Origin of the sequence: Glutamicibacter sp. FR1 (assembly GCF_047300825.1) — a bacterium.
In the GTDB taxonomy this organism is placed as follows: domain Bacteria; phylum Actinomycetota; class Actinomycetes; order Actinomycetales; family Micrococcaceae; genus Glutamicibacter; species Glutamicibacter nicotianae.
Genome location: NZ_CP178602.1, coordinates 2472271 through 2491680, shown reverse-complemented (window position 1 = coordinate 2491680; position 19410 = coordinate 2472271). Strand labels below are relative to the sequence as shown.

General features: G+C 60.8%; 18 protein-coding genes and 1 tRNA gene. 11 read left to right on the top strand and 8 right to left on the bottom strand.

Annotated elements, in window-relative coordinates; all coding sequences use genetic code 11:
* Positions 1 to 87: 87 nt before the first annotated feature.
* The gene (locus ACLQ8T_RS12040; RefSeq protein ID WP_413454751.1) at positions 88 to 1425 is read right to left on the bottom strand and encodes an isochorismate synthase; all 1338 of its coding nucleotides are present in this window, start codon (positions 1423 to 1425) and stop codon (positions 88 to 90) included.
* Positions 1426 to 1717: 292 nt separating this feature from the next.
* On the opposite strand from ACLQ8T_RS12040, the gene ACLQ8T_RS12035 reads away from it, so the two are divergent.
* On the top strand, positions 1718 to 2815 hold the full coding sequence (locus ACLQ8T_RS12035; RefSeq protein ID WP_204722669.1) for a polyprenyl synthetase family protein: 1098 nt from the start codon (positions 1718 to 1720) through the stop codon (positions 2813 to 2815).
* Positions 2816 to 2909: 94 nt separating this feature from the next.
* On the opposite strand, the gene ACLQ8T_RS12030 is transcribed toward ACLQ8T_RS12035, so the two are convergent.
* Genes ACLQ8T_RS12030 through ACLQ8T_RS12020 form a run of 3 tightly spaced genes read right to left on the bottom strand, consistent with a single transcriptional unit; the run spans position 2910 to position 5278 of the window.
* Complete coding sequence (locus ACLQ8T_RS12030; RefSeq protein WP_204722668.1) at positions 2910 to 3422, bottom strand: HIT domain-containing protein; 513 nt, start codon at positions 3420 to 3422, stop codon at positions 2910 to 2912.
* Complete coding sequence (locus ACLQ8T_RS12025) at positions 3422 to 3856, bottom strand: hypothetical protein (RefSeq protein ID WP_413454750.1); 435 nt, start codon at positions 3854 to 3856, stop codon at positions 3422 to 3424. The genes ACLQ8T_RS12030 and ACLQ8T_RS12025 overlap by 1 nt, the downstream gene beginning before the upstream one ends.
* A gap of 18 nt (positions 3857 to 3874) precedes the next feature.
* Positions 3875 to 5278, bottom strand: a complete 1404-nt coding sequence (locus tag ACLQ8T_RS12020; RefSeq protein ID WP_413454749.1) for a PucR family transcriptional regulator — start codon at positions 5276 to 5278, stop codon at positions 3875 to 3877.
* 114 nt (positions 5279 to 5392) lie between these two features.
* On the opposite strand from ACLQ8T_RS12020, the gene ACLQ8T_RS12015 reads away from it, so the two are divergent.
* The 3 genes from ACLQ8T_RS12015 (at position 5393) to gabT (ending at position 8697) form a co-directional block, all read left to right on the top strand.
* On the top strand, positions 5393 to 7000 hold the full coding sequence (locus ACLQ8T_RS12015; RefSeq protein ID WP_413454748.1) for a sodium-dependent transporter: 1608 nt from the start codon (positions 5393 to 5395) through the stop codon (positions 6998 to 7000).
* A gap of 2 nt (positions 7001 to 7002) precedes the next feature.
* Complete coding sequence (locus ACLQ8T_RS12010) at positions 7003 to 7146, top strand: methionine/alanine import family NSS transporter small subunit (protein WP_073705872.1); 144 nt, start codon at positions 7003 to 7005, stop codon at positions 7144 to 7146.
* 207 nt (positions 7147 to 7353) lie between these two features.
* Entirely contained in the window at positions 7354 to 8697 is a 1344-nt protein-coding gene (gabT, locus tag ACLQ8T_RS12005) for a 4-aminobutyrate--2-oxoglutarate transaminase (RefSeq protein WP_413454747.1), read from the top strand.
* A gap of 94 nt (positions 8698 to 8791) precedes the next feature.
* On the opposite strand, the gene rarD is transcribed toward gabT, so the two are convergent.
* Positions 8792 to 9730: an EamA family transporter RarD gene (rarD, locus tag ACLQ8T_RS12000; protein WP_413454746.1), complete on the bottom strand. Its 939-nt coding sequence runs from the start codon at positions 9728 to 9730 to the stop codon at positions 8792 to 8794.
* A 238-nt stretch (positions 9731 to 9968) separates the two neighbouring features.
* Here rarD and htpX point away from each other — a divergent pair, with 238 nt between their 5' ends.
* Together htpX and ACLQ8T_RS11990 are read left to right on the top strand one after the other, a co-directional pair.
* Positions 9969 to 10847, top strand: a complete 879-nt coding sequence (htpX, locus tag ACLQ8T_RS11995; protein WP_413454745.1) for a zinc metalloprotease HtpX — start codon at positions 9969 to 9971, stop codon at positions 10845 to 10847.
* Between the two features lie 180 nt (positions 10848 to 11027).
* Positions 11028 to 11621 carry a hypothetical protein gene (locus ACLQ8T_RS11990; protein ID WP_413454744.1) on the top strand — a complete coding sequence of 198 codons (594 nt, stop codon included), beginning with the start codon at positions 11028 to 11030 and terminating at the stop codon, positions 11619 to 11621.
* Positions 11622 to 11739: 118 nt separating this feature from the next.
* On the opposite strand, the gene ACLQ8T_RS11985 is transcribed toward ACLQ8T_RS11990, so the two are convergent.
* Positions 11740 to 12228, bottom strand: coding sequence for a YajQ family cyclic di-GMP-binding protein (locus tag ACLQ8T_RS11985; RefSeq protein ID WP_038992247.1), 489 nt, complete (start codon positions 12226 to 12228; stop codon positions 11740 to 11742).
* Positions 12229 to 12410: 182 nt separating this feature from the next.
* On the opposite strand from ACLQ8T_RS11985, the gene ACLQ8T_RS11980 reads away from it, so the two are divergent.
* Positions 12411 to 12492, top strand: a tRNA-Tyr gene (locus ACLQ8T_RS11980).
* A gap of 140 nt (positions 12493 to 12632) precedes the next feature.
* Positions 12633 to 13007, top strand: a complete 375-nt coding sequence (trxA, locus tag ACLQ8T_RS11975) for a thioredoxin (RefSeq protein WP_204722660.1) — start codon at positions 12633 to 12635, stop codon at positions 13005 to 13007.
* A gap of 25 nt (positions 13008 to 13032) precedes the next feature.
* Here the strand turns inward: trxA and ACLQ8T_RS11970 are convergent, their stop codons facing one another.
* On the bottom strand, positions 13033 to 13995 hold the full coding sequence (locus tag ACLQ8T_RS11970; protein WP_413454743.1) for a DNA-3-methyladenine glycosylase family protein: 963 nt from the start codon (positions 13993 to 13995) through the stop codon (positions 13033 to 13035).
* A 136-nt stretch (positions 13996 to 14131) separates the two neighbouring features.
* On the opposite strand from ACLQ8T_RS11970, the gene ACLQ8T_RS11965 reads away from it, so the two are divergent.
* A complete protein-coding gene (locus ACLQ8T_RS11965; RefSeq protein ID WP_413454742.1) occupies positions 14132 to 15496 on the top strand; it encodes a pyridoxal-phosphate dependent enzyme in 1365 nt (454 codons plus the stop codon).
* Between the two features lie 27 nt (positions 15497 to 15523).
* Positions 15524 to 16681 (top strand): cystathionine gamma-synthase, encoded by a 1158-nt coding sequence (locus tag ACLQ8T_RS11960; RefSeq protein ID WP_128471092.1) that lies wholly within the window; start codon positions 15524 to 15526, stop codon positions 16679 to 16681.
* Positions 16682 to 16768: 87 nt separating this feature from the next.
* On the opposite strand, the gene ACLQ8T_RS11955 is transcribed toward ACLQ8T_RS11960, so the two are convergent.
* Positions 16769 to 17185: a hypothetical protein gene (locus ACLQ8T_RS11955; RefSeq protein WP_413454741.1), complete on the bottom strand. Its 417-nt coding sequence runs from the start codon at positions 17183 to 17185 to the stop codon at positions 16769 to 16771.
* A 308-nt stretch (positions 17186 to 17493) separates the two neighbouring features.
* Here ACLQ8T_RS11955 and ACLQ8T_RS11950 point away from each other — a divergent pair, with 308 nt between their 5' ends.
* Positions 17494 to 19386, top strand: a complete 1893-nt coding sequence (locus ACLQ8T_RS11950; RefSeq protein WP_413456408.1) for a DEAD/DEAH box helicase — start codon at positions 17494 to 17496, stop codon at positions 19384 to 19386.
* Positions 19387 to 19410: the final 24 nt, after the last annotated feature.

The window sequence follows — 19410 nt, the reverse complement described above, 5'->3', positions numbered from 1 at the left end:
TTCACCTCACACATGACGCGCCGAGAGTAAGGATTGTTTATGCTCAACCGGGTGCTACCCGGCCATCGTCCCTCGCACGGACTGGGCCTATTCGGCTCCCAAGGCTTGGCGCATGGGACGCATCTTGGCCCACGACTCGGCTAATTCATCTTCCGGCACCGAGCCGGGGACAATGCCGCAGCCGGCGTACAGGCGCATCAGCTTCTCGTCTTCCAGGATTCCGCCGCGCAAGGCGATGCCGAATTCGCCATCTCCACGGCTGTCAACCCAGCCGACCGGACCGGCATACGGGCCGCGGTCCATTCCTTCCAGTTCGCGCAAGAGCACGCCGGCCTTCTTGGTCGGGGTGCCGCACACGGCTGCGGTGGGATGGAAAATCTCGGCAACATCCAGTGCAGTAGGCAGGATACCGGCGCCATCTGCGCGCAACTGGGCACGGACATCGCTGGCCAAATGCCACACATTGGGAAGCTGGAGAATGAATGGTTCGTCCGGAGCATTCATGCCGTGCGAAATGGGATTCAAGGACGCGGTAAGCGAATCAATAGCCAGCTGGTGCTCATTGCGCTGCTTCGGATCTTCGAAGAGGTTGCGGTGCGCGAAGTCGGGATCTTCGGCACCAGCGGCAGCGCGGTCCAGGGTTCCGGCCAGGACGCGGGCCTCGGCCAAGCCTCCGGTCACGCGCACCAGCATCTCCGGGGTAGCGCCCACCAAGCCGTCAACAGAATAGGTCCAGCAATTGCCATACTGCTCGGTCAGCGCATCGACAACGCGGGCCAAGTTGATCGGGGTGGAACTATGCGCCAATACGTCACGGGCCAGCACCAGTTTGGAGATTCCGCGTTCCTCGAAATAGCCCAGCGCACGGTCCACGGCTTCAAGATAGGAACCGGCGGTGAGCTGTCCGCTGGTCAGCTCGATGCTGCCCTGCTCGCCTGCCGGCAAGGATGCATCTGCCATCGCTGATTCGGCGCGTGCCAGGGCCTGCTGGTAGGTCAGCCCGTCAAGTTCCTCGGCGCTGCCGGTAACGGTGACCCAGGACGTCTCCTCATCACGGCCGATAACCAGCTGGGGGATGACCATGCGCGATTCGAAGACGCTGGTGAAGGAAAACGCGAAAGAGCCAAAAGACACCAGGCCGCTGCCCGGGCGGGAGATCGGGTCGATGATCCGAGCCTGCTCGGTGACCTGCGCGAACCAGGCTCGCGCACGCGCAAAGCGCTCTTCTCCGTGGGTGTGCAGCCGGGCGGCAGTGCCGAAGCCGACCAAGCCGTGGCCGTTGCGGGTCCATACCAGGCTTCGGTGACGCAATGAGTCGGCCAGCAGTGTTTCGGGGGCATCGAGGTATTCGAAGGTGATGCTGGTGAGAACAGGAGCCGACGGCTGATGAGCGCTGGCGCTAAGAACGGGCGAATCTGCAGACATGATAAGGCTAAGCCTACCGCGCAATGCCGGGGAAAAAGGCTTGCGGGTGTCTGTGGTCACCCCTGTGAGATCGGCCGGGTCGGGTGAGAACTGCAGGGGGAACCCGGTAAACTCTAAATCGACCTCTCAGGTCGCTGGTACCAGACCGGTAGGCCCGGCTCCGGCCATGCCAGCAATATGCAGTGGAAAGCATCGGCTAGAGTGAAGAGATGTTTGCGTGCATCTTGCAGGCAAGATTGCCTTCGCACACCGCGATGGCCAACCCGATGAAAGATAAGTAAGCCGTAGAACAGTGACTGATTCGAAGAGCAACTGGACCGCAGCCGGACATGACGTGTCCGACTCGATTGAGCTGAATCCTGAAACCGCTGCATTAGCTGCGGCCATCAATCTTCCCTCGGGCTTCGCTTTGCTGGCCGAGGATCCGGACTTCGGTCCGGCTATTTCCATGGGCATGGCAAAGGTGGAGAAGCTGCTGCGCGACGCGCTGGCCAACTCCGATCCCTTGATTGACGCATCCAGCCGCCACCTGGTCGAGGCCGGGGGCAAGCGCGTACGCCCGTTGCTGGTGCTGCTGACCTCCCTGCTCGGCGATGGTGTCAACGATGAGGTCATCAAGGCGGCGGCTGTCGTGGAACTCACCCACCTGGCCACTTTGTACCACGATGACGTCATGGACTCCGCTCCGATGCGCCGCGGCGCACCGACCGCACACGAAGTGTGGGGAAACTCCGTTGCCATTCTCGCAGGCGACCTGATCTTCGCCCGTGCCTCGGTGTTCGGCTCCGAGTTGGGCCCAGAAGCAGTCATGTGGCAATCACGCACCTTCGAACGCCTGTGCCTGGGACAGCTGCATGAATCCATCGGCCCTCGCGAGGGCGACGATGCCATCGAGCACCACATCCAGGTGATCAGCGACAAGACCGCATCGCTGCTTTCGACCTCCGGTGCTTTCGGCGCGCGTTTCGGTGGCGCCCCTGACTACATCGAGGTGCTGCGCGAGTACGGCGAGAAGGTTGGCATTGCCTTCCAGGTCGCCGATGACGTGATTGACCTGGCATCCAAGGAAGCCGATTCGGGCAAGACTCCGGGCACTGATTTGCGCGAAGGCGTGCCGACCCTGCCGATTCTGCTGCTTCGCCAGGCGGCTGCGGACGGCGATACCCAAGCACAGCAGGCTGTCGAACTGGTCGATGCGGACCTGACCAGCGATGAAGCCCTGGCGGCCGCTGTAGAAGCCGTGACCGCCCATCCGGCAATCCACGATGCCTGGAAGGCCGCGCGCAAGTGGGCCGATGATGCGATTGCCGTCCTGGCTCCGCTGCCGGAGGGCACCGTGAAGCAGGCGCTGATCTCTTTCGCCGATGCGGTGGTTACCCGCGAAGCCTAGACGGGATTGAACAAGGAAACCCCGGAAGACTGCGAAAGCCTTCCGGGGTTTCCTTGTGCTCCGGGCCTGCTTCTGCCCACGTGCATGCTCCTGCTTATCTGACGATATCCTCGCAGGTTAGCGGCTGCGGATGATCGGGGGAGAAGAGCGCCTGGCGCAGCTGTTCCGCTTTGCTCGCCCGCTCCTGGATTGAAACCCGGTGGCGCAGCTGCCGATAGAGCTCGTCATCGGCGTAGCGCGGGAAAACATGCTGGTGATAATGCCACACGTGCTGATTGCCCGCCGGCTCATTATGCTGCCGGGTACTCGTGCCTTCCGGATCCCAGGCCAGCTTCATCGCCAAGGCGACGCGCTTGGTCTCGCGCATGACCGCGGCACCAGTGGCCTCATCGAGGTCATAGAGCGCCTCCAGATGCGCGGTAGGAATGATCATCACATGACCGCCGTAGTTCCCGAACCCATCACAAGCCATGATCGCTGCCACAAGTTCGGTCTGATAGATCAGATCTGTGGGCGCGCACAAGTTGTCCTGGCTGAAGGGCAGGTCGTTGACCAGCTCGCAGAAAGGGCACGCGTAATTGGCTGGTTCATGGGAACGGTGGAGCACTAGTCCTCCAATTCGGCGGCCAGCTCTTCGAAGATCCAGGCGAACATGTCCAGGGTGAATTCGCTGAAGGTGCCTTCCTCGCTGGTCCATTTGCCCTTGGCATTGTTGCGGCGGTAGACGATTGGATCGGGAACATCGAGCTGGGACGCCTTGAAGCCCCAGACGAACTTCTCTTCCTCGTCTTCCAGGAACAAGAGGTAGCCGTCTTCGATTTCCAGTTCTTCCGGATCGAAGAAGTAGTGGTAGGCCTCCATGAAATCTTCATTATTGCCCAGCGCACGATAGAACTCTTCAAGGACGAAGGGAATTGGCACCTCGGACTGCGCCAGCCCTTCGCGCAATTCTTCGGCGCTCAGGCCATCGGCCTCGTTCCACTGGTCTTCCAAGTACTTGGGAACCAGGGAACAGAACTTCTCTAGAAACATGTCTGCCATGTCTCTATCCTATCGAGATTAGCCTAGCTCAAGGGCGCTCAACGCGATCCAGAGCTGGACTCGGTCGCTAGTCACATTCGGGTCGTAGCCGGAAAGGTCTGAAATCTGCTGGATCCGGTAGCGCACCGTGTTGCGGTGCAGGCCCATGGACTCTGCCACCGCGCCCACCGAGCCATCGCGGTTGAGATACTCGCTCAACGTCAGCAACAGGTCGGAATCGTGGGAGGCATCGAACTCCTGCAGCGGCCCCAGCGCTTCGATGGCCAAATCCTGCAGGGGAACATCGTGGGCGGCGAGCAGGAGCGAGGTGAGTGACAGCTTGGTGGGCTCGTTGACCCGTTCGCCGTGGCGCAATGACTCCAGGGCCTCGAAGTAGCTCCAGCGGATGCCTGTGGTATTCGGGTAGCGTCCGCCGTAGCCCACGCGCGCCGGAATGCCGGCCGCGAGCAGATACTCATCGAGGTGCTTGACCGACAGCTGCACCTTGCTATGCGCAACGATGATTGCCAATCGGCCATCGATGATCGCCGAAACCTGCGAGGAGAGATCGGAAGGCAGCGGCAGGGTTTGCAAGCGCTCGATCTGGCTTGGCGCCTGCACCAGGATGACCGAGTGCTCGCGCTGGGTGTTCAAGCCCAGAGCGCCCAGGCGTGCAGCCGCATCGGCGCCGACCAGGGCGCCGCCGGCGAGGTCTTCGAGCACTTGGCCGTTGGCGTGGCGCTGCGAAGCGCGTAGCCGGGACTTGTTGGCCAGTTCCAGTCCGATCAGCGACTGCGCGTAGTCGACTACTTGCTGGTGGACGTAGGGTTCGGCAATATGCAGGGTGCACTTGTCGCGCAGCCCGGTGGCCACGGGGCGTTCATGCCAGGACTGCGCCGGATCATAGTTGCCGCTGATCACTTCTCCGTGCAGGGTCAGCGCCACCTGGGTGCCGAGCATGCGTTCGAGTTCCTCGAGCATGCTGTCAAGATCCGAGGAGAGCAGTGTCTGGGCCAGCTTCTGGTGGGACTTCAGCAAGCCTTCAACGCGCTTGAGATGATCAGCATTCAGTGCTTCGGCGATCAGCCGGGTGATCGCCGCAAAAGGTATCTGATAGGGAACTTCGAAGACGGGAAGTCCTACTTCTCGGGCGGCGTCGACGGTCGCCTGCGGTACTGAATCGTGCTCCAGGCCTGTACCAAAACCCAAAGCTACGGCATCATTGGCCGCAAGGACATTGACGAACTGCCGTTGCGCGGCTTTGGTTTTCTGGCGAACGCCAGTAGTCAAGACAATTTCGCGTCCGGTCAAGAACTGAGACGGGTCGAGCAGCTCGGTCACCGCACCCCAGGTGATGACCATGCCATCGCGGTGACTGTTTTCAGTTAGCGGCCGAAGATCGAGCTCGTCATGTTCCAGAAGACCGCGTAAACTAATTGCCATATAGTCATTCTAGTGGGAACGTGAAAAGTTCCCGATTTAGCAAAATGCTCAAAATGTGGACACGCAAGCTCTAGACATGACCACAATGTGAAAGTTTTGCAGTAGCTTAGACACATGAGCACTCCATCTTCATCGCAGGGCGCTCCACTCGCAACAGAGAAGCGTGAGACTTTCAGCTCCCGAAAGTTGTTCATCCTCTCAGCGATTGGTTCGGCCGTTGGTCTGGGAAACATCTGGCGTTTCCCCTATGTCGCCTACGAAAACGGCGGCGGCGCATTCTTGATCCCGTACCTGGTCGCAATTCTCTGCGCCGGCATCCCGCTGCTGTTCCTCGACTACTCGATCGGCCACCGCTACCGCGGCTCCGCCCCGCTGGCTTACCGCCGGGCTAACCGCAAGGCTGAGGTCCTGGGTTGGTGGCAGGTACTGATCTGCTTCATCATCGCCATCTACTACGCGGCCATCATTGCCTGGGCCGCCATGTACTGCTGGTTCTCCATCACCAAGGCATGGGAAACGAACGCAGACGGCGCCTCCGGCTTCTTCATGAACGACTTCCTCAAGGTCTCGGACAACGTCAATGTCGGGTTCGACTTCGTGGGCAACATCTTCATCCCGATGTTCTTCGTCTGGCTGGTCACCATCGTGATCATGGTCGCCGGCGTGAACAAGGGCATTTCCCGAGCCAACGCGGTCTTCATGCCGCTGCTCATCGTGATGTTCCTGATCCTGGTCGTCCAGTCGGTCTTCCTGCCAGGGGCCATCGATGGCCTGAATGCCTTCTTCACCCCGGACTTCGCGGCACTGTCCAACCCAGCGGTGTGGGCTGCAGCCTTCGGGCACATCTTCTTCTCGCTGTCCGTTGCCTTCGGCATCATGGTGACCTACTCGTCCTACATGAAGCGCAAGAGCGATCTGACCGGTTCGGGCTACGCTGTCGCCTTCGCCAACTCCAGCTTCGAACTGCTGGCAGGCATCGGCGTCTTCGCCGCTCTGGGCTTCATGGCCTACAACGCCGGCAGCGCCGTGGACGAGGTTGCCACCTCCGGCATCGGCTTGGCTTTCATTGCCTTCCCGACCATCGTGTCCGAAGCGCCGCTGGGCTCGCTGATCGGTGTGCTGTTCTTCGGCTCGCTGGTCTTCGCAGGCCTGACCTCGCTGATCTCCATTCTTGAGGTGATCGTGGCGGCATTCCAGGACAAGCTGGGCTGGAAGCGCGTCCCAGCGACCCTGGTCGTGGGCATTCCGGTTGCAGTGATTTCGCTGGTGCTGTTCCCGACCACCACTGGCCTGTATCTGCTGGACACCATGGATGCCTTCGTCAACCAGTTCGGCATCCTGGCCTGCGCCTTGGTACTCGTGATCGTCTTCGGTGCCGGCCTGGGCATGCTGCCGAAGCTGGCCAAGCACCTGAACCGCCATAGTTCCATCAAGCTGGGAACCGGTTGGAAGGTCCTCGTTGGCGGCATCGGACCAGCAGCCTTGGGCTACATGCTGATCAACGAATTGCAAAGCAAGATGGCTGAGTCCTACAGCGGTTACCCTGTCTGGTTCAACGGCATCTTCGGCTGGGGCATGGCCGGTGCGCTGATCGTTGGCGCGATCGTGCTCTCGCTGATTCCATGGAGCAAGAACTCGAAGATCGATGACCCCGAGTTCGACCAGCATCGTGCGAATGTCGAGGCCGAGGAAGTTCCTGAAGTCGCCGGAAAGGAGTACTAGCCATGAGTGCCATCGCGATTGTCTTCATGATTATCTCCATGCTCACCATCTGGGGCGGCCTGGCCGTCTCGCTGATCAATCTGAGTCGCCATCCTGAAAAGCAGGACGACGATGTGATTGAGCCAGCTGGCTCGGCAGGAAACTAGAACCTGCACGCAGCATCAGGATTAGAGGCCTCTGCGCTCCAAGCTACGGCTTGGAACGCAGAGGCCTCTTTCTTGTGCAAATGCACTAGGCGACACGGAATGCGTTGTGCCATTCAGCGTAGTCCGCTGGTGGCCAGGAGAATACTCTCTAGTTATAGAGAAAACTGGGCAAGCGAGCTCACCAACAAGTTCTGGAAGGACAAGCACATGGACGTTACCTACCGCATTGATCAGAAGCGCAAGATCAACGGTCCATTCCCCGGCCCGAAGTCGCAGGAACTGACCGCACGCCGAGCCAAGGCTGTTGCTGCAGGCGTAGCATCCAGCATACCGGTATACGCCGCAGACGTGGATGGCGGCATCATTGTCGATGTCGACGGCAACCAGCTGATCGATCTGGGATCCGGCATCGCGGTGACCACCGTTGGCGCTTCGAATCAGGCGGTAGCCAAGGCCGTCGCCGAGCAGGCAGCCCGCTTTACGCACACCTGCTTCATGGTCGCCCCGTACGAGAACTACATCGAGCTGGCCGAGAAGCTCGCTGCCATCACCCCGGGCAACTTCGAGAAGCGTGCGGTCTTCTTCAACTCCGGTGCCGAAGCGGTAGAGAACGCCATCAAGGTCGCCCGCATTGCCACCGGCCGCCAGGCAGTGGTCGCCTTCGACCACGCCTACCATGGCCGTACCAACCTCACTATGGGTCTGACCGCCAAGGCAGCTCCATACAAGCGCGGCTTCGGACCGCTGGCACCGGAGATCTACCGCATGCCAATGAGCTACCCGTTCCGCGAGGAAAACCCGAACATCTCCGGCAAGGAAGCTGCCGAGCGCGCCATCCTGGCCATGGAGAAGCAGATCGGTGGCGACCAGATCGCGGCGATCATCATCGAACCGATCCAGGGCGAGGGCGGCTTCATTGTCCCAGCGACAGGCTTCCTGCCGCGCATTGCCGAGTGGGCCAAGGAAAACGGCATTGTCTTCATTGCCGACGAAGTCCAGGCAGGCTTTGCCCGCTCCGGCGCATGGTTCGCGTCGGATATCGAGGGCATCGAGCCTGATATCGTCACCCTGGCCAAGGGCATTGCCGGTGGCATGCCGCTGTCGGGCATCATCGGCCGCGCCGAACTGCTGGACTCGGTGCACGGCGGCGGACTGGGCGGCACCTACGGCGGCAACCCGGTAGCAGTGGCCGCGGCCCTGGAATCCATCAAGTTCATGGAAGAGCAGGACCTGGCGGGCCGCGCCCGGCAGATCGAAGAGAAGTTCTTCACCCGCTTCGGAGCGCTGCAGAAGGACATCAAGGAACTGGGCGACATCCGTGGCCGTGGCGGCATGGTCGCGATGGAATTCGTCAAGGCCGGGGGCAAGGAGCCGGATGCCGCACTGACCAAGGCGATCGCCGACGAATGCCTGGCCCAGGGTGTGCTGATCCTGACCTGCGGCACCTACGGCAACGTGGTGCGCCTGCTGCCGCCGCTGGTCATTGGCGATGAGCTGCTCGAAGATGCGTTCAACGTCCTGGAAGACGCCATCCGCAAGGCTGTCGCCTAAGCAGCAGCGATCTAGGCCGAGTACGGCGAAAGCCTCGAACCTCCCTTCGGAGATTCGAGGCTTTCGCTTACTCAGTTCTCATGCCAATCGGTGCTCAGCCCAGCTTCTTCGGTTCGGGCATGGAACCAGTGCGAGGAATTCGCATCATGTCCACGAGTACGAAGATGACTGCAACCCAGACCAGTGCGAAGCCAACCCAGCGTTCAAATGGCATGTGCTCGCCGAAGACCAATAAGCCCAAGATGAACTGCAAGAGCGGGGCGAGGAACTGCAGCGAGCCCAGCGTGCTCAAAGGCAAACGGCGTGCCGCACCCCCGAAGAGCAACAGCGGAACAGCGGTGATAATTCCGCTGCCTGCCAAGAGCAAGAGTCCCGGAACGTCAGCCGAGAACAGTGCCGACTGACCGTCAACAGCCAGCCACAGCAGGTAGCCGAATGCCAGCGGAGCCAGCCAAACGGTTTCAACGGTCAACGACCCCAGAGCAGTACCGCTTTGGCCCACCTTGTTCTTCACCAGTCCATAGAAGCCAAAGGAGAAGGCCAGCCCGAGGGAAATCCATGGAACCCGCCCCAGACCGACGGTCAGGACCATCACGGCAATGGTGGCGACGCCGACTGCGATCCACTGCAGGCGACGCAATTTTTCCTTCAAAACAACGACGCCCAGCAAGATCGCCACAATCGGGTTGATGAAGTAGCCCAGCGATGCTTCCAGCACATGCCCGGTCAAGACTGCCAGCGCATAGAGGGTCCAGTTGGCCGCGATCAGCACACTGGCCAGTCCCAACTGCCACATGGCTGTGGAATCCTTGAACATGGCCAGGAACCCCTTGAACTGGCGGGTGAACGCCAGCAGAAGCAGGCAGAAAACCAGCGAGAAGATAACCCGGACGGCAACGAATTCGAATGCCGAGATGGCAGGCAGCAGTAGGAAGTAGGCCGGGAGCATGCCCCAAATCAGGTATGCGGAGGTGCCTTGGATCAACCCATAACTATGTTCTGAACGGATCGGTTTGGCAGTGCTTAAGGACATGCAGGGCGCACACTTTCAGAATCGCAATAGGGCGGGGGAGCGGACCAGCCGGAAATAAACTGTGGCACCGCATCTTAAAACTACAACGTCCAGCCTCCCGGTATATTCCCCTGCCCTGCGGATGCCTGCAACCGGGTGCGCCGATGTGATCTTCTCACCGGAACATATTTGGATTTCCAGTCGTTGACTAGACTAGAGAACACCAACTTGGTTTGCTTCATTGAGGGAGTGCATCGCCGTGCATGGACATAACAACGGACTCAAGACCGCCTTTTTGATGGGTGGAATGTTCGCCCTGCTGCTGGCCATCGGTTCGCTGATTTCCGCGGGTACCGGCCGTTCGATGTTCATTTGGATCTTCGCCCTGATTGGCCTCGCAAGTACTGCCTACAGCTATTGGAATAGCGACAAGCTGGCCTTGAGCTCAATGCATGCCTACCCGGTCAGCGAAGCGGAACAACCGGGAATGTACCGCATCGTGCGCGAGCTGTCGATGAACGCGCAGCAGCCGATGCCGCGCCTGTATGTTTCGCCAACTACCTCGCCGAACGCCTTTGCTACCGGTCGCAACCCGCAGAACTCGGCGGTGTGCTGCACCGAAGGCATCTTGCAGCTGCTAAATGAACGCGAATTGCGCGGTGTGCTGGGCCATGAACTGATGCACGTCTACAACAGGGACATCCTCACCTCGTCGGTCGCCGCGGCAATTGCCGGCGTGATCACTTCGGTGGCGCAGTTCCTGATGTTCTTCGGAGGCGGCAACAGCAATGACAACCGCGGGGTGAACCCGATCGCATTGATTGCGTTGTCGCTGCTGGCACCGCTGGCTGCGTCCATCATCCAGATGGCCGTGAGTCGTACCCGCGAATACGATGCCGATGAAGATGGTGCCAAGCTGACCAACGATCCGCTGGCACTGGCAAGCGCGCTACGCAAATTGGAATCGGGGATCTCCCACGCTCCGCTGGCGTCGAATGACCAGAAGCTGGTCAACAGCTCGCACCTCATGATCGCGAACCCTTTCGGTTCGCGCCTGAAGCGCATGTTCTCCACCCACCCTCCGATGGAAGATCGCATCGCGCGGCTTGAAGCAATGGCCGGCGGCCGCGGGTACTAAGCCGAATGCGCTGGAGCAGGTGACCGCTCCTGCGGATCGACCTGTTGTAGCAGCGCTCTACGGGCGATCGGAGACTCGCGTCTGCGGGAAGTTGAAGCCCTGGGGGAAGCCTGAAAGGCGTTAACCCAGAACCGTGATCGCGGCATGCTTCTCATCAACAGACCACGAGGAGAAAGAAAAATGACGGACGGCGAAATCCGTTTTCCTACGCTGGGCGATGCGATTGCTGGCCGGTTGACAACGGGGGTTGTAAAGGGAGCTGTTGCCCTCCTGCTCGCGTGGATAATCACACTGTTTATCGATGTCGACGTGACCTTTGACAGGATCGCGGTCTCGCTTGTTCTTGCATTTGTCATATCCGAGGTTGTAGGCGCAGTCATTGAGCGGCCCATCGTCCTCCGCGAACGCAGGTCCAATCCCGGCGGGTTTGCCTATGTTTTTCTGCCATTCACTGCGTCCATTGTGATCAGTTTTGTTGCTTCTTTCGCACTCGACCGTTCAATCATCGCTAGCGCAGTGGTGACGGCGGCCGTAGCCATGTGCAATTTGGCAGAGTTGCTCTGGACGAAAAGTTGGATTCCTGGGCCGACCCCTGAAGAAGAGCAGGCCACGTTCGATGAATTCAAGGCAATGACGAAGGAGCATTTTGCTGACGATGTGGAGGAGATCAAGCGTCGTGCCAGGGACAGGACCCGCGACAGGTACTACAAGAAGAAGGCCCGTGACGAGGCCAAGGCGCAAAAACGCACAGGCGATGGCAAACGGATACGTTGAGCAGTCGGACGAGAGTTTTCGGTAATCCAGCAAAGAGCCGAGGGCTGTCACCCATCCACCACGGATGGGTGACAGCCCTCGGCTCTTGCGAAGTACTTCTAGCAGGCTGAGATGTGCCCTACCGGAAGTTCACGAACTGCAGGTCTGCTTCCTCGAAGTCGCGCAGCAGAGCCATGGTGGCCTGAAGATCATCGCGAGACTTGGACGAAACGCGCAGCTCGTCGCCCTGGATGGTGGACTTGACGCCCTTAGGCGCCTCATCGCGGATCAACTTGTTGATCTTCTTGGCGACATCCTGGGCAATGCCCTCCTTGATGCTTGCTTCGATGCGGTATTCCTTGCCCGAAGCGAATGGGTCACCGGCATCCAACGACTTCAGTGAAATGCCGCGCTTGACCAGCTTGGACTGGAAAACATCCAGCACAGCGTTGACGCGCTCTTCCGAGTTGGCCTTCATCAGGATCTTCTCGCCGCTGAAGTCAATTTCAGCGCCTACGCCCTTGAAGTCGTAACGCTGGGCGATTTCCTTCTGGGCCTGGTTCATCGCGTTGGCGACTTCCTGGCTATCAACCTTGCTTACGACGTCGAATGTGGAATCACTAGCCATGTGAATACTCCTAGTTGAAACGGGTCTGATTCGCTTCATAGCCTACCGGTTTTAACCTTCAAATTCGGGGTGTGATCAGGCTTACAGCAAAAATGCCCCTCTCGATTTCACAACGCCGGAAAACTCCTGTAGAGTTATTTCTCGTTCCGACAAGAGTAAACGTTCTTGAAGCGAACCTACTCGGCAGATTACCCGAGTGGCCAAAGGGGGCTGACTGTAAATCAGCTGGCAACGCCTTCACTGGTTCGAATCCAGTATCTGCCACAAATAACTCCCGGATCCCAGGATCCGGGAGTTTTTTGCATCCGGAGAACTTGCGCGGCAATCGGGTACGTTTTTATTCCCGTGTTCAACCAAGATCACCTTTCTACGTATTTCAAATAGGGATCGGCTACCGTATAACCATGGCAACGAAAAATGTGAGCGAAGACGAATTCGCGCAGCTGATTGATGAGAACGACATCGTCCTGGTGGACTTCTGGGCTGCCTGGTGCGGTCCATGCCGCAATTTTGCGCCGGTGTACGAGCAGACCTCCGAGAAGTTCACCGACGTAGTATTTGCCAAGGTGGATACCGAAGCGGAGCAGGGCTTGGCCCGCGCTGCGAATGTCACCTCGATTCCGACCATCATGGCGTTCCGCGAGAACGTCCTCGTGTTCTCGCAGGCTGGTGCGCTGAACCAGACCCAGCTCGAAGACCTTGTTACTGCCGTCAAGGGCATTGACATGAGCGAAGTGCATAAGCAGATCGCAGAGGAAGCCGCGCAGGCAGACTCCTAGGAATTCCCAGAAACTTCGGGCTCCCTTACCGCCGCCGGTGATCCAGCGGTGCGTATCGGGGCCCGAAGCTTTGTTTTCTCTGCCCCGAGAGCTGCAGCAAACGGACCACGCGTTGCCGATGCGGGGCATAGGGCGCCAGCAGGTCAAGCATCTGCGCATCGCTGATTCTCGAACCGGCCAGCACCTGGCCAACGAAATCTGCCAGATGGAAATCTCCGACGGAAATGTGATCAGCAGATCCATGGGAACGCTGCAGCGTTTCGGCAATGGTCCATGGGCCGACCCCTGACACCGACGCCAACGCCGCCTCCAGGGTTCCCGGTGCCATCGCCGCGGGCTTTGGTTGGTTTATCGGCTTATCCGCCCACCACTGCAAGCTGCTGGCAACCCGCACCACACGCGCCATCGTGGTAGCCCGTTGCCCTTCAACACGCGCTGTTTGCCAGTCCCACCGCTTCATCGTTGCCAATTTCTGCGGACCGGGGAAAATCATCAGGTCCTCGGGCGCCGGGCCCGGGGCCCGGTGGCCCAGATGGCGGATCAGCCAGCGCCACGCGTAATTCGCTTCGATCCCGGTGACCCGCTGTTCCAGGATCGCCCCGGCCACGTGCTCGAAGATCCTGCCGGTGCTGGGCAGAATGAAATCCGGATGCTCGAAGCGGGAGCGCGCGATGATCTCCGGGAACTTGCCTTCTTTGACTCCCGCGTCGAAATCGGTCCAGTCATCTTTCGCACCCAGCAAGTTCGGTGCCGATTCCATGGCCCACTGGGCGCCAGGACCCCAGGCCTGCAATGCGGCTGGCGAGCTCGGGGAGGGCTTATGGATGTGCAAGGTGGCATCCCCGAGTGGCGTTGCGAAGGCCAGCCACGCCTCGGTCTGCGACAGGCGGATTGTCGGATCGCCCAGGCCGCGGCGCAAGATGCCCAAGGATTTGGGCAAGGCCACCGGGCGCTGCGGATCGTAGCTGGCGCTCAACGACTTCTCCATGAAACGCATCCTATAACTTTGCCCCCGGGATTCCTGGACGGTATCCCTATCACCAGAGAAAAGCGTGCGTCCACTGCGTGACGTTTCGCTACGCCTCGGAACGACATGTATGACATCCGCCGGTAAAGTTCTTGACATGAAGTATGCGTCCACAGTTCTAGACCTGATCGGCAATACCCCTTTGGTGAAGCTCAACCGAGTCACCGACGGGATCAAAGCCACCGTACTGGTGAAGCTCGAGTACCTGAATCCGGGCGGTTCCATCAAGGACCGTATCGCATTGAAAATGGTCGAGCGTGCCGAGGAATCCGGCCAGCTCAAGCCTGGTGGAACCATCGTGGAACCGACCAGCGGCAACACCGGCGTCGGCCTGGCGATGGTAGGCCAGCTCAAGGGCTACAACACCATTTTCGTCACCCCCGATAAGGTGGGCGAGGAAAAGCGCGACGTGCTGCGCGCCTACGGTGCCAAGGTAGTAGTTACCCCAACCGCGGTGGCTCCGGATTCGCCCGAGTCCTACTACGGCGTATCCGACCGCCTGGTCACCGAAATCGATGGCGCATACAAGCCCGACCAGTTCTCCAACCCGGGAGCGCCTGACAGCCACTTCGAGACCACCGGCCCGGAAATCTGGAATGACACCGACGGCAAGCTGACCCATGCGGTCATCAGCGCAGGAACCGGCGGCACCATCACCGGCACCGGACGCTACCTCAAGCAGATCTCCGCTGACCGCGCTTCCGGCCCGGTGAAGATCATCGCCGCTGACCCGGATGGCTCGGTCTACTCCGGCGGCACCGGACGCCCCTACTTTGTCGAAGGCGTCGGCGAAGACATGTGGCCGGGAAACTACGACCCCTCCGTGCCGGATGCCGTGGAGCCGGTCACCGATGCCGAAGCATTTGAGATGACCCGCCGTCTGGCCAAGGAAGAGGGCCTGCTGCTGGGTGGTTCCTCGGGCATGGCTGTCGTCGCCGCGTTGCGCGTCGCCAAGGATCTGGGCGAAGACGACGTGGTTGTCGTGATCGCACCGGATGGCGGCCGCGGCTACCTGGCCAAGATCTTCAACGACCAGTGGATGCTGGACCAGGGTTTCACCACCGATGAATACTCCGCGCTGGACTTCATCGGCGAGGCGCTGGCCAAGCAAGGCACCGCGACAGTGCCATTGGACACTACCCTGGCCGAGGCGGCCAAGGCGCTGCGCGAGCAGGGCGATGACGCGCTGGTCGTAGCCACTGCACCACTGCCTGCGCGAATCGGCGAGATCCGCGGCGTAATCGGTGCCAGCGACATCACCGACGCGCTGTTGGCCGGTGCAGAACCAACCAGCACGCTGGCAGATCTGGGCGACCTGGCAATGCCATTCATTGGCACCGCAGACACCCCGGAGCATGCGCAAGACTTGCTCAAGAGCCACCCGGCCGTGCTGCTGACCAAGGGCGGCGAAGTGATTGCCGCGGCCACCGCAGCCGACCTTCTGGCCTACACCACCCGCTAGAGACTTCACCACAAAGGATTGATATCGATGACTGAAAACCATCAGGGCGCAAACACCCGCTTTGTCCACGCGGGCCAGGAATTCGAACCGGTTACCGGCGCGGTAGTTCCGCCGCTGCACTTCTCGTCCACCTACGCGCAGGACGGCATTGGCGGCCTGCGCAACGGCTACGAGTACGGCCGCGGCACCAACCCGACCCGCGACTCGCTGCAGGCGCAGCTGGCCGGCGCCGAATTCGGCAACCACGCTTTCTCCTTCAGCTCGGGCCTGGCCGCCGAGGATTCGCTGATCCGCGCAATCCTGCGCCCGGGCGACCACATCGTGCTGGGCAACGACGCCTACGGCGGAACCTTCCGCCTGATTGACCGCGTCCTGGGTGCATGGGGCATCGGCAACACCCCGGTGGACATGGGTGACGAGGCGGCCCTGGCCGCTGCCATCGAGAAGAACAAGGCGAAGCTGGTGTGGGTGGAAACCCCGTCCAACCCGATGATGAAGATCACCGACATCGCCAAGGTCGCTCAGATTGCCCACGCCGCCGGGGCACTGCTGGTCGTGGATAACACCTTCGCCAGCCCGTTCCTGCAGCAGCCGTTGACCCTGGGTGCAGACATCGTGGTGCACTCGACCACCAAGTACATTGGCGGCCACTCCGACGTGGTGGGCGGTGCGGTGATCGTCAAGGACGCCGAGCTGGCCGAGAAGATCGGCTTCATCCAGTTCGCAGTGGGCGCTGTTTCGGGCCCAATGGATGCGTTCTTGACCACCCGCGGCCTGAAGACTCTGGGCGTGCGCATGCGCACCCACTCGGAGAACGCCGCACAGGTTGCCGGGTGGTTGCGCGAACGCAGCGAAGTCGAGCGCGTGCTCTATCCGGGCTTCGAAGACCACCCGGGCCACGAGATTGCCAAGAAGCAGATGTCCGGCTTCGGCGGCATGGTCTCCGTCCAGTTCAAGGGCGGGGAATCGGCGGCCCGCAAGATTGCCGAGAGCACCAAGCTGTTCACCCTGGCTGAATCCCTGGGCGGCATCGAGTCGCTGATGAACTATCCGTCGGAGATGACCCACGCTTCGGTGAAGGGCACCGAGCTGGCAGTTCCAGTGAACCTGCTGCGCCTGTCGGTCGGCATCGAAGACCCTGCAGATCTGATTGAAGACCTGGAGAAGGCCTTCACCAACCTGTAAGCCGTAAACGCAAAGGACCTGGGTTCTGCTGCCGCCAAGGGCAGCAGAACCTAGGTCCTTCGTGCATTGAACCGGGTTCCGGTCCGGCTACCGGCGGCGCTTGGCCGGCTTGGGATCGACGATCTTGAAGTACCTGTTGCTTGCCGGCAACCACATCAGCACCACGCTGAACATGATGATGGCGGCCAGCAGCGAATAGCGTCCGAAGCGCAGCAGCAGCGGCAGTGCGGCAATCAGCCCCAGCCAGGACAGCTTGGCGCGCGCTGCCCGGTCGCCGGTGAACAGCCGGTATCCCAGCACGCCGCAGGCGATGCCCGCTGCGGCGAAAAAGACCATCAGCGCAATGCTGCCGAAATCCAGTGTGGAATCCCGGCTCTGCTCATAGGCCAGGAAGCCGCCAAAGCCGAGAAAAAGCACTCCGGCCAGGAACCAGAGCATTTGGGCGACGAACAGTCCGCCGGGGGTGGGCTCATTGGGACGCCTTGGAAAAAGAGGTTTCTTCACGTGCTTAACCCTACGTGCTCTGTCGCGGTGCCCGATCTCACACGGCTTCGACACTGACAACTCAGTGCCGTTCAAGCTAGCATTAAGTGTTCGCGAACATCAGGGTATCCCTCTCGCATCCAGCCCAATTTTTGAGGTTGGAGCCTTCTCGTGTTGTATTTTCCGCAAAGTGTGTGCGGGTCTTTATGTCATAGGGGAGCGCTTGATGAGCGTGACTTGTATCTGACTGTGCAGCCTATACGTCGTTTCTTTGGGGACGGCCAAGGCCTATCCCCAAACGAATGAGGTAATTCTTCGTGTCTTCTGACATGCCCGTAAACACCAACGACAACCAGACCCCGGAAGAGCCAACCGTGCTCTTCTCCGAGCTTGGCCTGGATGCCCGCGTGCTTGCATCGCTTGCCGACCTTGGCTACGAGAAGCCATCGCCAATCCAGGCAGCGACCATTCCACTGCTCCTCGAAGGCCGCGACGTTGTCGGCCTGGCCCAGACCGGTACCGGCAAGACTGCTGCTTTCGCACTGCCTGCCCTGTCCCGCATGGCCGAACTGGCTGACACCAACGGCCCAGCCAAGACCCCGCAGATCCTGGTCCTGGCTCCAACCCGCGAGCTGGCCCTCCAGGTCGCCGAGGCCTTCACCTCCTACGCCAAGTACCTGCCGAACTTCACCGTTCTGCCCGTGTACGGCGGCTCCCCATACGGCCCGCAGCTCAACGGCCTGCGCCGTGGCGCACAGGTCGTCGTGGGCACCCCCGGCCGCGTGATCGACCACATCAACAAGGGTTCCCTCGACCTGTCGAACCTGCAGTACGTGGTGCTGGACGAGGCCGACGAAATGCTGCGCATGGGCTTCGCCGAAGAGGTCGACAAGATCCTGGAAGCGACTCCGGAAGAGAAGCAGGTTGCCCTGTTCTCGGCCACCATGCCGCGCACCATCCGCCGCATCGCTTCGGAATACCTGCGCAACCCGCAGGAAGTCGCCGTGAAGTCCAAGCAGTCCACCGGCACCAACATCACCCAGCGCTTCCTGCAGGTCATGGGCGCCCACAAGCTGGACGCCATGACCCGCATCCTCGAATCCGAGGAATTCGACGGCGTGATCACCTTCGTGCGCACCAAGATGGCTACCGAAGACCTGGCCGACAAGCTCAAGGCCCGCGGCTTCACCGCTGCCGCCATCAACGGCGACATCCCGCAGCAGCAGCGCGAGCGCACCGTGGAGAACCTGCGCTCGGGCAAGATCGACATCCTGGTGGCTACCGACGTGGCAGCCCGCGGCCTGGACGTCGAGCGCATTTCGCACGTGATCAACTTCGACATCCCGCATGACACCGAGTCCTACGTGCACCGCATCGGCCGCACCGGCCGTGCCGGCCGCAAGGGCGACGCAATCCTGTTCATGACCCCGCGCGAGAAGTACCTGCTGCGTGCCATCGAGAAGGCGACCCGCCAGCCGGTGACCCAGATGCAGCTGCCGTCGCTGGATTCGGTCAACGACCGCCGCATCCAGAAGTTCACCGACCGCATCGACAAGACCATCAGCGGCCAGGACCTGACTACTTTCCGCGAGATCGTGGAGAAGTTCGCTGCCGAGCACGAGGACCTGGACCACCTGGAAATCGCGGCTGCACTGGCTTTGATGGCCCAGGGCGGACGCCCGCTGCTGATGACCGAGCCGGTCATCTCGCCTGCGAAGAAGGCCCGCATGGATCGCCCGGAGCGTGGCGAACGCGGTGAGCGCGGTCCACGTGCCCGCAAGACCGCTGCCGAGGGCAACGCCATGTACCGTCTGGCAGTTGGCCGCCGCAACCGCGTTCAGCCAGGCTCGATCGTTGGCGCACTGGCCAACGAGGGCGGCTTCGATTCTTCGGAAATCGGCGGCATCGACATCCGATCGGACCACACCCTGGTGGAGCTGCCAGCAGAGCTGAGCAAGGACCAGTGGCGTGCACTTTCCAAGACCCGCATCGGCGGCGAAGCCATCGATCTCCAGCTCGACAATGGCCGCAGCCCGCGCCGTGATGACGATGGCGACCGCGGAGGTTTCCGTGGTAGCCGTGGCGGCTACGGTGGTGGACGTGGCGGCCGTGGTGGATTCGGTGGCGGACGCAATGGCGGCCGTGGCGGATTCGGTGGCGGACGCGGCGGCAAGGACCGCTACAGCGATTCGAACCGCAGCGGTGGACGTCGCGACTACTAAGCCTGCAGCTACAGCTGAGTAGCA

What these genes read in the sequence shown, in the direction of transcription:
- ACLQ8T_RS11965 (WP_413454742.1), top strand. Translation starts at nt 14,132, where the DNA reads ATGAAGTATGCGTCCACAGTTCTAGACCTGATCGGCAATACCCCTTTG.
- ACLQ8T_RS11960 (WP_128471092.1), top strand. Translation starts at nt 15,524, where the DNA reads ATGACTGAAAACCATCAGGGCGCAAACACCCGCTTTGTCCACGCGGGC.
- ACLQ8T_RS11950 (WP_413456408.1), top strand. Translation starts at nt 17,494, where the DNA reads ATGCCCGTAAACACCAACGACAACCAGACCCCGGAAGAGCCAACCGTG.
- ACLQ8T_RS12010 (WP_073705872.1), top strand. Translation starts at nt 7,003, where the DNA reads ATGAGTGCCATCGCGATTGTCTTCATGATTATCTCCATGCTCACCATC.
- ACLQ8T_RS11985 (WP_038992247.1), bottom strand. Translation starts at nt 12,228, where the DNA reads ATGGCTAGTGATTCCACATTCGACGTCGTAAGCAAGGTTGATAGCCAG.
- ACLQ8T_RS12040 (WP_413454751.1), bottom strand. Translation starts at nt 1,425, where the DNA reads ATGTCTGCAGATTCGCCCGTTCTTAGCGCCAGCGCTCATCAGCCGTCG.
- ACLQ8T_RS12015 (WP_413454748.1), top strand. Translation starts at nt 5,393, where the DNA reads ATGAGCACTCCATCTTCATCGCAGGGCGCTCCACTCGCAACAGAGAAG.
- ACLQ8T_RS12025 (WP_413454750.1), bottom strand. Translation starts at nt 3,856, where the DNA reads ATGGCAGACATGTTTCTAGAGAAGTTCTGTTCCCTGGTTCCCAAGTAC.
- trxA (WP_204722660.1), top strand. Translation starts at nt 12,633, where the DNA reads ATGGCAACGAAAAATGTGAGCGAAGACGAATTCGCGCAGCTGATTGAT.
- gabT (WP_413454747.1), top strand. Translation starts at nt 7,354, where the DNA reads ATGGACGTTACCTACCGCATTGATCAGAAGCGCAAGATCAACGGTCCA.
- rarD (WP_413454746.1), bottom strand. Translation starts at nt 9,730, where the DNA reads ATGTCCTTAAGCACTGCCAAACCGATCCGTTCAGAACATAGTTATGGG.
- ACLQ8T_RS11970 (WP_413454743.1), bottom strand. Translation starts at nt 13,995, where the DNA reads ATGGAGAAGTCGTTGAGCGCCAGCTACGATCCGCAGCGCCCGGTGGCC.
- ACLQ8T_RS11990 (WP_413454744.1), top strand. Translation starts at nt 11,028, where the DNA reads ATGACGGACGGCGAAATCCGTTTTCCTACGCTGGGCGATGCGATTGCT.
- ACLQ8T_RS12020 (WP_413454749.1), bottom strand. Translation starts at nt 5,278, where the DNA reads ATGGCAATTAGTTTACGCGGTCTTCTGGAACATGACGAGCTCGATCTT.